Source organism: Castellaniella defragrans (assembly GCF_014203015.1).
Lineage (GTDB): Bacteria > Pseudomonadota > Gammaproteobacteria > Burkholderiales > Burkholderiaceae_B > Castellaniella > Castellaniella defragrans.
On the sequence record NZ_JACHIB010000003.1, the window covers coordinates 30636 to 44334 of the forward strand.

Annotated in this window: 14 protein-coding genes and 2 pseudogenes; 10 read left to right on the forward strand and 6 right to left on the reverse strand. The window is 65.8% G+C overall.

Features of this window, described 5'->3' with window-relative positions; all coding sequences use genetic code 11:
- Positions 1-28: 28 nt before the first annotated feature.
- Positions 29-490 (reverse strand): annotated as a pseudogene (locus tag HNR28_RS02690) (integrase core domain-containing protein); the annotation flags it as partial.
- Between the two features lie 82 nt (positions 491-572).
- On the opposite strand from HNR28_RS02690, the gene HNR28_RS02695 reads away from it, so the two are divergent.
- Positions 573-881, forward strand: coding sequence for a helix-turn-helix domain-containing protein (locus tag HNR28_RS02695; RefSeq protein WP_202935623.1), 309 nt, complete (start codon positions 573-575; stop codon positions 879-881).
- Between the two features lie 210 nt (positions 882-1091).
- Positions 1092-1976, forward strand: coding sequence for an alkene reductase (locus HNR28_RS02700; protein WP_244978166.1), 885 nt, complete (start codon positions 1092-1094; stop codon positions 1974-1976).
- Position 1977: 1 nt separating this feature from the next.
- Here the strand turns inward: HNR28_RS02700 and HNR28_RS02705 are convergent.
- The 5 genes and pseudogenes from HNR28_RS02705 to HNR28_RS02725 all read right to left on the reverse strand — a co-directional run bounded on the left by HNR28_RS02705 (position 1978) and on the right by HNR28_RS02725 (position 6562).
- Positions 1978-3548, reverse strand: a protein-coding gene (locus HNR28_RS02705; RefSeq protein ID WP_099047680.1) for an IS3 family transposase whose coding sequence is annotated in 2 segments (ribosomal slippage) — positions 1978-3110 and positions 3110-3548 — 1572 coding nt in all. Because the reading frame shifts where the segments join, the coding sequence is not laid out codon by codon here.
- A gap of 229 nt (positions 3549-3777) precedes the next feature.
- Positions 3778-4046, reverse strand: a pseudogene (locus HNR28_RS02710) (transposase); the annotation flags it as partial.
- A 203-nt stretch (positions 4047-4249) separates the two neighbouring features.
- Positions 4250-4819 carry an Hsp20/alpha crystallin family protein gene (locus tag HNR28_RS02715; protein ID WP_061960171.1) on the reverse strand — a complete coding sequence of 190 codons (570 nt, stop codon included), beginning with the start codon at positions 4817-4819 and terminating at the stop codon, positions 4250-4252.
- Positions 4820-4958: 139 nt separating this feature from the next.
- On the reverse strand, positions 4959-5129 hold the full coding sequence (locus tag HNR28_RS02720) for a helix-turn-helix domain-containing protein (protein WP_099047672.1): 171 nt from the start codon (positions 5127-5129) through the stop codon (positions 4959-4961).
- Between the two features lie 518 nt (positions 5130-5647).
- Positions 5648-6562 (reverse strand): LysR substrate-binding domain-containing protein, encoded by a 915-nt coding sequence (locus tag HNR28_RS02725; protein ID WP_200899120.1) that lies wholly within the window; start codon positions 6560-6562, stop codon positions 5648-5650.
- 131 nt (positions 6563-6693) lie between these two features.
- On the opposite strand from HNR28_RS02725, the gene HNR28_RS02730 reads away from it, so the two are divergent.
- From HNR28_RS02730 to sorB, 8 genes are all read left to right on the forward strand, one after another.
- Positions 6694-7740 carry a YeiH family protein gene (locus HNR28_RS02730; protein ID WP_044305149.1) on the forward strand — a complete coding sequence of 349 codons (1047 nt, stop codon included), beginning with the start codon at positions 6694-6696 and terminating at the stop codon, positions 7738-7740.
- Positions 7741-7857: 117 nt separating this feature from the next.
- Positions 7858-8298, forward strand: coding sequence for a nuclear transport factor 2 family protein (locus tag HNR28_RS02735; RefSeq protein WP_151023715.1), 441 nt, complete (start codon positions 7858-7860; stop codon positions 8296-8298).
- 39 nt (positions 8299-8337) lie between these two features.
- Positions 8338-8865 (forward strand): RNA polymerase sigma factor, encoded by a 528-nt coding sequence (locus tag HNR28_RS02740; RefSeq protein ID WP_173807652.1) that lies wholly within the window; start codon positions 8338-8340, stop codon positions 8863-8865.
- On the forward strand, positions 8862-9704 hold the full coding sequence (locus tag HNR28_RS02745) for an anti-sigma factor family protein (protein ID WP_066708469.1): 843 nt from the start codon (positions 8862-8864) through the stop codon (positions 9702-9704). The genes HNR28_RS02740 and HNR28_RS02745 overlap by 4 nt, the downstream gene beginning before the upstream one ends.
- A 3-nt stretch (positions 9705-9707) precedes the next feature.
- Positions 9708-10196 (forward strand): DUF305 domain-containing protein, encoded by a 489-nt coding sequence (locus HNR28_RS02750; RefSeq protein ID WP_151023714.1) that lies wholly within the window; start codon positions 9708-9710, stop codon positions 10194-10196.
- On the forward strand, positions 10196-11581 hold the full coding sequence (locus tag HNR28_RS02755) for a beta-propeller fold lactonase family protein (protein ID WP_151023713.1): 1386 nt from the start codon (positions 10196-10198) through the stop codon (positions 11579-11581). The genes HNR28_RS02750 and HNR28_RS02755 overlap by 1 nt, the downstream gene beginning before the upstream one ends.
- 37 nt (positions 11582-11618) lie before the next feature.
- Positions 11619-12866, forward strand: a complete 1248-nt coding sequence (gene sorA / locus HNR28_RS02760) for a SorA family sulfite dehydrogenase catalytic subunit (RefSeq protein ID WP_045785196.1) — start codon at positions 11619-11621, stop codon at positions 12864-12866.
- Positions 12867-12877: 11 nt separating this feature from the next.
- Entirely contained in the window at positions 12878-13546 is a 669-nt protein-coding gene (gene sorB / locus HNR28_RS02765; RefSeq protein WP_221892517.1) for a SorB family sulfite dehydrogenase c-type cytochrome subunit, read from the forward strand.
- The last annotated feature ends 153 nt before the right edge of the window (positions 13547-13699 follow it).

The following is a 13699-nucleotide window of genomic DNA, read 5'->3' on the forward strand; positions in this document are numbered from 1 at the left end:
TAGTTCCGGACACTGTCCAGTCGCTAAGTTAGCCCTGGTGGGCGGGGTGATTCTGCCGTCGTCGAAACTCCCTCGGCGACATCATCTTCAAACCCGAATGGGGATGGATCTCGTTGAAGTGCTCGAACGCCCCAGGCAATTGCGCCAGCACGGTCGGCGCGTCGCGCAGGTCCATGCGGCTCATGTAGTCGCGCTTGAAGGTGTTGACGAAGCTCTCTGCCATGCCGTTGCTCTGCGGACTGCACACCGGTGTGTTGATCGGCTTGAGCCCCAGCGACTTGGCAACGCCGCGCGTCTCGTGCGCGATGTAGGCGCTGCCGTTGTCGGTCAGGAACTCCAGTTCGCACTCCTGGGGCATGGCCTCGACCGAGCCGAAGCGCCGCTCCACGGCCTCCACCAGCATGTCACGCACCGGCTCGCCCGGCAGCCCCTTGCCCTCCCAGGCTCGCCACGCCAGGATCTCCCGGTCGCAGCAGTCCTTGGCGAAGGTGGTGGCACGCTATCTGCTGGTCGAGACACGCAGTTCGCAAGCCGAGTTCGTGATTCCCGACCACCTTGCGCATGCCGACCCGATGGTGGAGCGCTTCGAGTGCTGGGCCAGACGTCGGCTCGCGCAGGGGTTCTCGCTGGCCGAGGCGGCCAGCGCCGCGGGCACAAGCGAGCGCACCTTGGCGCGGCGGCTGCAAAGCGTTTTGGGCAAGACACCGCTGTCGTATTTCCAGGATCTGCGCGTGGAGCATGCCGTCCATCTCTTGCGCACCGGGAACGCCAGCGTCGACCAGGTCGCCGCACAGGTCGGGTACTCGGATGGGGTGACCCTGCGGGCCCTGTTGCGCCGCAAGCTGGGCCGGGGTGTCAGGGAGTTGCGACGCGGTGGATGACCAAAGGCGTTTGGTGCATGTACGGCTGGAGACCGCCGCGAAACTGACGGAAGCAAAGGCTTACCCACTTGCGTATACCACATCGTGCGTTGGGTGCAAAAGCACCAGCCTTGCCAAAATGGTCTTCAGTGACCTTTCAAAGGTCAGAGTATTGGGAATACTGTTAGCTTTACCACTGTTTTCTGTTCACTAATCTGGGTTTTCACCCACATGCTATTCAATCCACTTCAAGTAGGTTCTCTCACCCTGCCCAACCGCATCCTTCTGGCACCACTGACACGCGCCCGTGCCGACGCTGGCCACATGCCCAACGCGCTGATGGCCGAGTACTACAGCCAGCGTGCCACCGGCGGCCTGCTGATTTCCGAATGCACCATGGTGGCGCCCGGTACATCGGCCTTCGTCAATGAGCCTGGCATCTACAACGACGCGCAGATTGCAGCCTGGAGGCAGGTGACCGACGCGGTGCACGCCAAGGGCGGACGCATCTTCATGCAGATCTGGCACGCTGGCCGCGCAGCCTACCCTGGCGCTGCCGATGGCGCCCCCATTGTCTCCAGCAGCGCCACCGCCATTGAGGGTGAGATCCACACGCCCCAAGGCAAGGTGCCGCACGCGGTGCCCCGCGCCCTGACCATCGAAGAGATTCCCGGCATCGTGGCTGCGTTTGCTCAAGGCGCACGCAACGCCATTGCCGCCGGCTTTGATGGTGTGGAAGTACACGGCGCCAACGGCTACCTGATTGACCAGTTTCTGCGCGACACGCCCAACCAGCGCACCGATGCCTACGGCGGATCGCTGGAAAACCGTGCACGTTTGCTGTTCGAGGTACTCACTGCCGTGACCCAGGCGATCGGTTCCGAACGTGTGGGCCTGCGCCTGTCGCCCCTCAACAGCTTCAACAGCATGAAAGACAGCGACCCGCTGGCCCTCATCGGCTTCCTGGCCGATAGGCTCAATGCCTTCAAGCTGGCCTACCTGCACGTGATGCGCGCCGATTTCTTCGGCGTGCAGAAGGCCGATGTCATGCCCGTAGCGCGTGAAAAGTACAAGGGTGTGTTGGTGGCGGTGCGTGTCAAGGTAGTTGTCGCCTGAATCACGCAGCCAGTCGTTCTTTGTTGCCTCCTGGAAGTTCGCCGGCGCAAACGGTCGCTTCGCGCTCGGGGTTGAGGGCCACCACGTCGATGCGACGCCAGTTGCGGGTTTCTCCAGACCAGCGGCCCGGATTGCTTTGCCGCGCCCGAAGGTACAGCTCATGCCGAGCCTGCAGGATGTGGCGGTCAGTGCCGGCGTGGCGCTGCGCCGGCGTCACGTAGCCGATGCCGCTGTGGCGGTGCGCGTGGTTGTACCAACGCACGAACTCGGCCGCCCAGCCGCGAGCATGGTCCAGGTCGACGAAGCCGCCGGCAGGGAACTCGGGCCGGTACTTGGCGGTGCGAAACAGGCTCTCCACATACGGGTTGTCATTGCTCACGCGAGGGCGCGAATACGACGGGTCGATCCCCAGCCAGTGCAGCATCGCCAGCACGGTGGTTGCCTTGAAGGTCGAGCCGTTGTCGCCGTGCAGCACCGGCTTGGCCGCCATCGCGTGGATGCCCTCGGCCAGCGCGGTGCGCTTGACCAGATGGGCCGCATGGTCGGCGTGATCCGTCGCATGCACCTCGAAGCCGACGATCTTGCGGCTGAACACGTCCAGGATCAGGTACAGGTAGAACCAGCGTCCCAGCACCTGCGCGGGCAGGTAGGTCAGGTCCCAGCACCACAGCTGCGCCGGGGCGGTGGCCACGTGGGTGGTGGGTGGCCGGACCTTGCGCGGCGCCTTGGCGCGGCTGCGGTGCCGGTTTTGGCCGGCCTCGCGCAGCACGCGGCTGAAACTCGATTCGCTGGCCAGGTACACGCCCTCATCGGCCAGGGCAGGCACGATGCGCGCCGGCGGCATGTCGGCAAACCTCGGTTCGTTGGCCACCTCCAGCAGCCGCTGGCGCTCCTCGGGCGTCAGGGCATGGCCTGGGGTCCCACGCAGGGCCGTAGGCCTGCCGTCGCCGGTTTGCAGCCCATCCTGGGCCTTCCAGCGCTGAAGCGTCCGCACGCTGATGCCGGCGAACTCGCAGGCTGCGGCGAGCCGGGCGCCCTCGTGGTGCGCCTGCTCGATGTGTTGGGCCATGTTGCGGCGATCTTCCAGGCCGATCATTCGGCCTCGCCCTTTTCCCTGGGGAAGATCGCCTCGAGTTTTTTTGACAGCACCAGCAAGGCGGCCGCCTCGGCCAAGGCCTTTTCCTTGCGCTGCAGCTCGCGCTCGAGCTCCTTGATGCGGCGGCGGTCCTGCTTGGTCTGCTGCGCACTGGCGGGCTGCTCGTGCGGCTGCGCCAGGGCCTGGGTGGCGCTGCCTCGCCACTGCGCAAGCTGCTGCGCGTACACCCCGTTCTTGCGGCACCAGGCGCTGCGCGCCGTCTCGTCCATGGCTGCCGTCGTGATGACCGCCTCCAGCCGGGCCGCAGCCGTCCAGATGCGCTCGCGCGCCGGCTTGGCCAATGCCTCGGAGCGCCAGCGCTCCAGCGTGTCGGCGTTCACGCCGATCTCCCCTGCCACGGCTTCCACCGCGGCGCTTTCGGGCGGCAGCAGCCTGGCCACCGCGCGATCCTTGAATGCTTGTCCGTATCGAGCCAATTCGTCCTCTTCAACGCCCCCGTGCTTCAAAAATCGGTGGGAAGGCGAGGCTGTGGATTTGTGGACGATGCGCTTCGCGCACCGGCCAGCTTGCCGTGGACAACGCTGGTGCGTTGCCCACCGCGCAGGCCTTCGCCCACAAGCTCCACAGCCACCTACCACCAAGGTAAGAGTCTTGAAGTCAGAGACTCAAGAATCTATCGGGGCGACAACTATTCTGACGCGGGGGGCCTTGGCAAAGTACGCCGCGGCCTTTTTTAGGATGTCGCGCTCCTCGGTCAGGCGCTTCACCTCGGCTTGCAGGCGCCTATTCTCCGCCGCCAGGGACGCATCGCCCTGCCGAACCACCGGCACCTTGCGATGCTCACGCACCCAGGCGTACATCGAGTCGATGCTGACTCCAAGCCGGGCCGACACGTCGCGCACTGTCCGGCCATGCTCCAGCACCTGTCGGACTGCCTCGGTCTTGAACTCTTCCGTGTATCGCTTGCTGCTCATGCCCACCTCCTTGATTGCCGTAATGTACGGCTTGGAGATGTCTAGAGAACCCGGGGCGATTCACTCCTATTTGAATGCAACGCCAGAGGCCGCCGGGACACCAGCGCGGTGGACGTGGCGATACGGCGGGTTCCGGCAGAAAACGGGGGTATGAAGCGCCGCGTGTCACGGCCCCCCGTCTCTTGCTTGCCGGTCGGTCGGCCTCAACCGTTGATCGGGATCGACCGCCCCTGCTTCGGCGCACTGGCTTCGCGTTTGTCGATCGTGATCGTGAGCACGCCATTCTTGAAAGCGGCCTTGATCGAGTCCTGATTGGCATCACCGGGAAGGTTCAGGACGCGCTGAAAGCTGCCGTAGGCGCGTTCAATCCGATGGAAGCCACCCTCCTTCTTTTCCTGCTCCTGGCGCTTCTCGCCGCGCACCACCAGCACGTCGTTGTCGAGCGTGATCTGGATGTCCTTTTCCTCGACGCCTGGAACTTCCAAAGCAATCGTGTACTGCTTGTCGGTTTCCTGGATATCCAAAGCCGGCTTCAGCATCCCGGGCAACTCAGACGGCCAGCGCGGCATGGCCAGCGTCGGAAAACCGAAGCCTCGAAAGGCGTCATCGAACAGGCGGTCGATCTCGCGATGCAACTGCATGATCGGACTGGCCGCGCTGCCGGCCACCGGCAGGCCACTGCGCTGTACGGGCAGTGACGCGGCGCTCTGCTGCTCTTCCTGCTCTTTCTTGAACCAATTCCAGGGAGCCCACTTCTTGAGATCGAAATCCATGTCACACCTCCAGAAAAATTGAAGAATCATTCAATCCGGCTGCCTGCTGCGACGGACATTGCGCACAGGCGGCACGGCATGCTCGGCGAATTTGCTATCCACGTTTGCGCACCACCTCCTTCTTGGCCCCAGGCTGCGATTAAGTGTTGATCCACCGATCGATTTCGCTTTGACGAAACCGCCATGTCCCGCCCACCTTGAAAGCCGGAATCTCCCCCTGCGCGGCGAGGCGATAGAGCGTCCGCTTGCCGACCTTTAAATAGGCCGCCAACTCGTCGAGCGCGAAGACGTCTCGCTGGGCGGTTTTCACAGCCCACCGCACACTACCGTTAGTTCGCTGCTCAATCGTTGCAGGTGCTTGGAAACAATTGCGATGTGGTGCCCTGGTGTGTAGATTTCAAGGGGACGCCACAAGTACTCTTGATTAGCAATGTCCCTCAGCCCACCTGATCATCTGCAACGGGCAAGCGCACGTACGCGCCGCTGCGATGATCAGGCGCGGGAGGGTGGTTTTAAGATCGAATCGGCGATTGAAGCAATAAGCCACTTCGGCAGTCGTCGCTGCGGATCGCGTTCCGCGAATCGCTGCCGTCAGAGCCACTCGCCGAACTTTTCCACCTTGTCGTCGCCGGCCTGCGGTCGGTCAGGCAAGACCAAGTGCTCGTATCCCTGCCTGACGGCCTGGTCTCGGATCGCGTGCACCCGGGAAACGGCATCTACGAACTCCTGCTCGGTCAGCTTGTGAATGCGATCTGGTGCCAGTAACTCGCGCAGCTCAGACGACTACTCCTGAAGGCAACGACAGCAGAGCGGCCCGCTCGCGCCCGGTCAGTGCGCGAGCGGGCGCGCCAGCGCCTCACGCCAGGCCAGCACCAGCGGCGACGGCGGACGGCCCTTCAGTTCCACGCGCCACAGGAGCCGGACCAGCTTGGGTGCGCCTGATAGCTTGAGGGCAGCCACTTCACGCAGCGCCAGCAGCTCGCGCACCACGCGCATCGGCAGCAGTGCCACCCCCAGGCCGGCCGCGACGGCGCGGGCGATGCCTTCGTTGCTGCCGATCTCTATGCATCGCTGTGGCCGGATCGCGAGTTCGTGCAGCAGCCGGTCGGCCACGTCGCGGGTGCCGGAGCCCGGCTCGCGCAGCAGCCAGATCTCGCTGCTCAGTGTGGCGGCGGTGAGGCGTCGGCTGCGCGCCAGCGGCGAGTGCACGCCAGCGACGACGCACAGCGGCTCCTCGCGCCACGTGTGCGCTGCAAGACGCGGGTCGTGCACATCGCCCTCGACCAGACCGATGTCGATGCGGCAGTCGAGCAGGGCCTCGCAGACCATCTGCGTGTTGCCCTGAACCACTTGCACATCGACGGCTGGATGGCGATGCACAAAGTCCGCCAGCAGTTGGGGCAGCCAGTAGGCACCCACGGTGGTGCTGGCCCCCACCCGCAGGCGACCGCGCTGCAGCCCCACGCGCGCCTGCACGTCTTCGATCGCGGCCCGCTCCAGCGCAAAGATGCCCCGTGCATGCTCGAACACCGCCGCACCGTCCGGCGTCAGTTGCACGCCCCGGGCGCTCTTGGGGCCGCCCGCGCCACGTTCGAGCAAGGGTAGGCCGATCTGGCATTCCAGCTCGCGCACGGCTTTGGAGACAGCGGGCTGGCTGATGAACAGGGCCTCGGCCGCGCGCGAGAAGCTTCGCAGCTCAGCCACAGTGAAGAACACGCGCAGCAGGTGAAGATTCAGTCGCATAACTTAAAGTTACGTTTTCTTGAAAAGAATGTATTGGACTCATGGTACCAGATGCAGGAAGCTGACGTGCATCGCGGCGCTCATAGCGGTCTCTAAGCGCCAGCCAACGTTTTCCGTGAAGGAGTCCGACCATGTCCACCTCGTTGTCCGCCACGACCTCTGCGCCTCCGACCTGGAGGACGCGTGCCTGGTGGCAAGGCCTGGCGCTGGCGGGGCTACTTGCCGCCGCCGCCATGGTGGCGGCGCAGACGCCTTGGGCGGGGCGCTGGGGCCTGTCGGCGCTGACGCTGGCCATCGTGCTGGGCATCGTGGCCGGCAACACGTTCTTTCCGGCCATCGCCGCGCACACGGCTGCCGGGGTCGATTTCTCCAAGAACCGGCTGCTGCGCGCGGGCATCGTGCTGTACGGTTTTCGCATCACCTTCCAGCAGATCGGCGCCATCGGCTGGGCCGGCGTGGTGATCGATGCGCTGATGGTGGCGCTGACCTTTGTTCTCGCGCTGCAGCTGGGCACGCGCGTGTTCAAGCTGGACCGGCAGACCTCGATGCTGATCGGCGCGGGCAGCGCGATCTGCGGCGCCGCCGCCGTGATGGCCGCCGAGCCGGTGGTGCGCGCGCAGGCGCACAAGGTGTCGGTGGCCGTGGCCACGGTGGTCGTGTTCGGCACGCTGGCGATGTTCGCCTACCCGCTGCTGTACCCGTACCTGCACCTGTCCGAGCAGGCCTATGGCGTGTACGCGGGCTCGACGATCCACGAGGTGGCGCAGGTGGTGGCCGCCGGGCGCAGCGTCAGCGAGCCGGCCGCCGCCACGGCCGTCATCGTCAAGATGCTGCGCGTGATGATGCTTGCGCCGTTCCTGCTGGCGCTGTCAAGGGCCGTCCGGGCCGACGGACAGGGTGGCGCGGCCCGCATCACCATTCCCTGGTTCGCGCTGGTGTTCATCGCCGCCGCCGGCGTGAATTCGCTGGGGTGGCTGCCGCCGCAATGGGTCGCGGCCCTGGTGCAGCTCGACACCGTGCTGCTGGCCATGGCGATGGCCGCGCTCGGGCTGCGTACCCACGTGGGAGCCATCCGCCAAGCGGGCCTTAAGCCCTTGCTGCTGGCGGCCACGCTGTTCGGTTTTCTGATGGTCGGCGGCTATGGTGTGAACCGGGCCGTCAGCCACTGGCTGGGGTGAAGCATGCCGCGATGAGGCGATGAGTTTTGCGCCCAGGCGGGAATAAACCGGCCGACGCTCCCGTATACCTCAATGTCAACCTCATTTCTTCCACCCACGTACTAAGGACTACCGATCATGAAACGACTCACCGCCACCGCCACCGCCACCGCTTTCGCTCTCGCGACCCTGTTCAGCAGCACGGCGTTCGCCGCGCCCGCCGACGATGCCAGGACGCACTTTCAGGCCATCGGCTCGGGCGACCTCGCCGTGCTGATGCGGGGCTACGCCGACAACGCCCAACTCACCTGGGTCGGTGGTCCGCTGGATGGCAGCTACGCGGGCGCTGACGCGATCCGCGGGGTCTGGGAGAAGTTCACCAAGTCGCAAGGGACTCTGAAGGTGTCGATCGACAAGGTGGAGGAATCGGCCAACCCCAAGGGCGCCACCGTGACGGCCAACGTGCAGTTCGAGGGCAAGCAGCCGATCAAGGTGCGCTACGTTCTGACCTATCGCGACGCCAAGATCGTCAACGAAACCTGGCAGATCGATCCGAAACTGTCAGTGGCCAGTTACTGAGCAGCCACGGGCGACGGCAGCGAACGGCGTCGGTGCGCGATGAAGGCCCAGGACGTGGCGTTGACCGAGGCGGGCGCGCTGATGGTGGCGGCCCTGCCGCGCCTGCGGCGCTACGCTCGCGCGCTGGTCGGCGACCACGCCGCTGCCGACGATCTGGTGCAGGACGCTCTGGAGCGGGCCTGGGCGCGCATCGACAGTTGGCGGCCGGACGGCGACATGCGCGCTTGGCTGTTCAGCATTCTGCACAACCTGCATGTGGACCAGCGCCGCCGGCCCGCCGTGGTAGCCGTGCCGCTGGACGAAGAAGCGCTGGCGTCGCCGGTCAGGGCTTCACAGACCGACGGCCTCGAAATGAGAGATCTCGAAATTGCACTGCGGCAGCTCCCGCCCGAGCAGCGCGAGGTGCTGCTGCTGGTGGCGCTGGAGGACATGAGCTACGACGAGATCGCGCGCACGCTCGGTGTGCCGCTGGGCACCGTGATGTCGCGGCTGTCGCGTGGCCGCGCGCGCCTGCGCGGCGTGATGGAGGGACGCATCCAACCCACGGCATTGAAGGTGGTGAAATGAACCCGTTGCCCATCACTGAAGCGGATCTGCATGCCTTTGTCGACGGCCTGTTGCCCGAATCCCGGCGCGCCGAGATCGAAACCTACCTGGCCGAGCGCCCGCAGGAGGCGCAGCGCTTGCAGGCCTACCGGCAAGACAAACAGGCGATCAAGGCGCTGTACGGCGCGGTGCTGGACGAAGCCGTCCCCGACACCTTGCTGCACGCGGCCCGGGCGCCGCGTACGCGCGCCGCTGCACGCCACGCGGGTGCACGCCTGCCGCGCTGGTCGCTCGAACGCGTGGCGGCAGGCTTTGCGTTGGTGTTCTTCGGCGCAGGCGCCGGCTGGGTGGGGCGCGGCGCATGGCAAACCGCGGAGATGCTCGCGCAGTCGTCCCGTGGGCCGGCGGTCATCGTCAACGCGGCGGCCGGCAGCCTGCCGCGGCAAGCGGCCATCGCGCACGTGGTCTACAGCCCCGACGTGCGGCGACCGGTGGAGATCGGCGCCGACCAGGAAGACCAGTTGGTCGCCTGGCTGTCCAAGCGCTTGGGCGCGAAGATCCGCCCCCCGAAGCTGGGTGCACTGGGCTACGAACTGATCGGCGGGCGCCTGTTGCCCGGATCGAGCGGCCCGGTGGCGCAGTTCATGTACCACGACACCACGGGGCAGCGCCTGACGCTGTACGTCACGAACGAGCAAGCATCCAATCAGGATACCGGCTTCCGCTTCGCGCAGGAGGGGCCGGTCAATGTGTTCTATTGGATCGACGGCAAGTTCGGTTACGCCTTATCGGCCGGCATCGACAAAGGCGAGCTGGCGCGCATCGCCACGGCCGTCTACGCCCAACTTCAACCGAGCTGATCCATGCAGCCTCTCGCTTTCAAGATGACATCACCGAGACCCGCCCGCCAGTGGGCGATGGCGGCGCTGGCCATGCTGGCGAGCCTGCCGGCCCTGGCGCAGCATGCTCATTCCCCAGCGGCCGAAGCGCAGACACCGCCCCCGCCGAGCTTCGTGGCCAGCACCGCCAAGTCCTTCGCCCAGTTGATGGACGACGCGATGGCGGTCATGGACCACGGCATGCGTACCGCCCCGATGAACGGCAACCCCGACCACGACTTCGTCACGATGATGATTCCGCACCATCAAGGCGCCATCGACATGGCCAAGGCCGTCCTCCTGCATACCCAGGACCCCGAGCTGCGCAACCTGGCGCTGTCGATCATCACCGAGCAACACAACGAAATCCGGCTGATGCAGGCCTGGCTCGCACGACATGCCGACGGTGCCGCCACCCAGGACGCAGCGGGCAACCCATCCCACTCCACCAGCACAACACAAGGAACCCGGTGATGAAACGACTCTCCCTCACTCTGCCGCTGGCATTGTTCAGCAGCATCGTGCTGGCCGCGCCGGCCCCCGCCGATCGCGTCTACACCGCCGACCAGAACACCAACACGGTGTCGGTGATCGATCCTTCGTCCAACACGCTGCTGGGCCAGATCCGGCTGGGCAACGTGCGGCCGGAGGTGCTGTCGCCGTTGTACAAGGGTGAGCTCAACGTGCACGGCCTGGGCTTCTCGCCTGACCACAAGACCCTGGTCGCGATTTCCAACGGCTCCAATTCGGTCGCCTTCATCGACACCGCCACCAACCAGGTCAAAGGCATCGCCTACATCGGCCGCTCGCCGCACGAAGCCTTCTTCACGCCGGACGGCAAGCAAGTGTGGGCGGTCGTGCGCGGCGAGAACTACGTGTCCGTGATCGATGCCGCGACCTTCAAGGAAGTCGGCCGCATCGAAACCGCGCCCGGGCCGGGCATGGTGCTGTTCCATCCGCAGAAGAACATCGCCTTCGTGGTGCACAGCTTCACGCCGGAGGTGGACGTGATCGACGTGCCCACGCGCAAGGTGATCAAGCGCATCCCGGTGGTCAGCCCGTTCTCGCCCTTCCTGCAGTTAACCCCGGACTTCAAGGAAGTGTGGATGACGCACAAGGACGTGGGCAAGGTGACCCGCATCGACACCGATACGCTTCAGGTCAAGGGCGTGATCGAGACCGGATTCATCACCAACCACCTCGGGTTCGCCAAGACCGCACGCGGCACGCTGGCCTACGTGACCATCGGCGGCGAGAACGTGGTGAAGGTCTACACCACCGACGCCACGCCCAAGCTGCTGGCCACCATCCCGGTGGGCGCGCTACCGCACGGCATCTGGCCATCCGACGATGGCACGCGCATGTACGTGGGGCTGGAAAACGGTGACGCGGTGGACGTGATCGACACCGCCACCGACCGGGTGATCGCTCGCGCACCCGTGGGGCAGGCCCCGCAGGCGCTGGTCTATGTGTCGAACGCCGTGCCCAGCGGCACGGGCACAGCCCACCTCGTGCCCCGCGTCAACGACGAGCCAGTCAACATTACGCTCAAAGCCACGCAGGGAGAGGCCCGCGGCTTCGTCGTGGCGCGCAACCTGGGGCTGGTGGACGCTCTGGAAGTCTTCCTCTTCAAGCTCAAGCCGCAAACGGTGTACAACGTGTATGTGAGCAGCCAGCGTTCGCCGATCGCGAGTTTCAAGACCAACCCCGCCGGGGCGGCCAACGGCACGGTGATCGGCCCGCTGCGAGACGCGGTGACCACCATGTCGTCGAAAACGCCTTCCGTCGCGCAGATTCTCGTGGTCGAAGGTGATGCGGCGGCGCAGGCGTCGAATGCAGTTCTGGTGAGCGCCCGATAGGGCGCGGTTTCCCATCTACTCGAAGAAGGAGACAAACATGGAGCGTGACGACACCCCCCCCTGGCCTGCGCGCCGCCGTGTGCTGAAGACCTTGGGCGCCATCGGCGCCGGTGCCGGCCTGATGGGTCCGACCGCCGAGGCGCTTGCGGCGACTGCGGGTCGCGTCGTGTTGCCGTTCGACAATGGCGAGCGCGAGTTGGTGGCCTTTCCGCAGAAGCGCCCGCTGATCCTGCTGACCAGCCGGCCGCCGCAGCTGGAGACGCCGTTTTCGGTCTTCAACGAAGGCGTCATCACGCCCAACGACGCGTTCTTCGTGCGCTACCACTGGAGCGGCATTCCCACCTCGATCGATCCGCAAAGCTATCGGCTGCGCGTGGGCGGCAAGGTCAACACGCCGCTGGAGCTGTCGCTGGACGACCTGAAGCGTCTGGCCGACCCGGTGGAGCTGGTGGCGGTCAACCAGTGCTCCGGCAACAGCCGCGGGCATTTCACGCCGCGCGCCAACGGCGGCCAGCTGTCCAATGGCGCGATGGGCAACGCACGCTGGACAGGGGTGCCGCTGAAGAAAGTGTTGGAGAAGGCCGGCGTGCAGGCCGGTGCCGTGCAGGTGAGCTTCAATGGCCTGGACCATCCGCCGCTGCAAGGCGAGAGCCCGGACTTCGTCAAGGCGCTCGCGGTCGACCACGCGCTCGACGGCGAGGTGATGCTGGCCTGGGCGATGAATGGCGAGGACCTGCCGATGCTCAACGGCTATCCGGTCCGGCTGATCGTTCCCGGCCATTACGGCACCTACTGGGTCAAGCACCTGTCCGACATTCAAGTGCTGGACAAGGCGTTCGACGGGTTCTGGATGAGTACGGCCTACCGCATTCCCGACAACGCCTGCGCCTGCGTGGAGCCGGGCAAGGCGCCAGCCAAGACCGTGCCTATCAACCGGTTCAACGTGCGCTCGTTCATCACCAGCCTGCGCGACGGCGACAAGGTGCGCGTTGGGCGCGAGACGGTGGTGCGCGGCATTGCCTTCGACGGCGGCTTCGGCATCACCGAAGTCGCCTTCTCCGCCGATGGTGGACACACCTGGACGGAAGCCCGGCTCGGCAAGGATTTGGGCAAGTATTCCTTCCGCGAGTGGAGTGTGGCCTTCAAGCCGAGCAAGCGAGGCGCTCATGAACTGAAGGTGCGCGCGGTCAACCGCATCGGTCAAAGCCAGCCGCTGTCCGCGTTGTGGAACCCGGCCGGCTACATGCGCAACGTCGTCGAGACCACGCGCGTCGTCGCGGCATGAGGAGAACAGGCATGAGCACAAAACAACGTTACTGCCTGCGCGTTCTCGTGGGGATCATATCGGCGACGGCCGCGCTGCCTGCCGCTTTCGCGCTGGACATCACGCTGCCCGCTGAGACGGCCGCATACAAGCCCAGCGAGCTGCCGGGCTACCGGCTGGTGCAGCAGAACTGCATGACCTGTCATTCGGCGCAATATGTGCAGTACCAGCCGTCCACCTCCCCGCGCAGCTACTGGGAAGCCACGGTGAAGAAGATGAAACACCCGTTCGGTGCGCCCTTCTCCGACGAGGACATTCCGGCAATGGTCGACTACCTCGTCAAGACCTACGGCGCCGAGCAGACCACCGCTGCCACACCGGCACCCGCCATGGTGGCCGCCGCGCCGCCCCCGAAGACCGCTGCACCGGCAACCCCCACTACCGCTGCGTCGCTGCAGCCCGAAGCGCTGCTGAAGGCCAACAATTGCACCGCTTGTCACGCCGTCGAGCAGAAGGTCGTGGGCCCTGCGTTCAAGGAGGTCGCGGCGAAATACGCCGGCAAGGCCGATGCGCTGCAGCAGGTGGCCGCCAACATCCGCGCGGGCGGCGCCGGCAAGTGGGGCACGGTGCCGATGCCGCCGTACCCGGGACTGACGCCGGCCGAGCTGGATACGCTGGCGAAGTGGGTGCTGAGCCGCTGACGCCGGTCCGCGTTCCTCATCCCGCCGCCAGGCGTTCGCGCACGCGAGCCAGCCGCGCCGCGGCGTCATCGGCCACCTCGCGCACCTGTGGGTTGCCGCTCAACGCGACCATGGTTCGGGGCGGGCGCAAGCCTGAGCAGCCATTCCCTGCAC

What these genes read in the sequence shown, in the direction of transcription:
- HNR28_RS02695 (WP_202935623.1), top strand. Translation starts at nt 573, where the DNA reads ATGGTGGAGCGCTTCGAGTGCTGGGCCAGACGTCGGCTCGCGCAGGGG.
- HNR28_RS02700 (WP_244978166.1), top strand. Translation starts at nt 1,092, where the DNA reads ATGCTATTCAATCCACTTCAAGTAGGTTCTCTCACCCTGCCCAACCGC.
- HNR28_RS02715 (WP_061960171.1), bottom strand. Translation starts at nt 4,819, where the DNA reads ATGGATTTCGATCTCAAGAAGTGGGCTCCCTGGAATTGGTTCAAGAAA.
- HNR28_RS02725 (WP_200899120.1), bottom strand. Translation starts at nt 6,562, where the DNA reads ATGCGACTGAATCTTCACCTGCTGCGCGTGTTCTTCACTGTGGCTGAG.
- HNR28_RS02730 (WP_044305149.1), top strand. Translation starts at nt 6,694, where the DNA reads ATGTCCACCTCGTTGTCCGCCACGACCTCTGCGCCTCCGACCTGGAGG.
- HNR28_RS02735 (WP_151023715.1), top strand. Translation starts at nt 7,858, where the DNA reads ATGAAACGACTCACCGCCACCGCCACCGCCACCGCTTTCGCTCTCGCG.
- HNR28_RS02740 (WP_173807652.1), top strand. Translation starts at nt 8,338, where the DNA reads ATGAAGGCCCAGGACGTGGCGTTGACCGAGGCGGGCGCGCTGATGGTG.
- HNR28_RS02745 (WP_066708469.1), top strand. Translation starts at nt 8,862, where the DNA reads ATGAACCCGTTGCCCATCACTGAAGCGGATCTGCATGCCTTTGTCGAC.
- HNR28_RS02750 (WP_151023714.1), top strand. Translation starts at nt 9,708, where the DNA reads ATGCAGCCTCTCGCTTTCAAGATGACATCACCGAGACCCGCCCGCCAG.
- HNR28_RS02755 (WP_151023713.1), top strand. Translation starts at nt 10,196, where the DNA reads ATGAAACGACTCTCCCTCACTCTGCCGCTGGCATTGTTCAGCAGCATC.
- sorA (WP_045785196.1), top strand. Translation starts at nt 11,619, where the DNA reads ATGGAGCGTGACGACACCCCCCCCTGGCCTGCGCGCCGCCGTGTGCTG.
- sorB (WP_221892517.1), top strand. Translation starts at nt 12,878, where the DNA reads ATGAGCACAAAACAACGTTACTGCCTGCGCGTTCTCGTGGGGATCATA.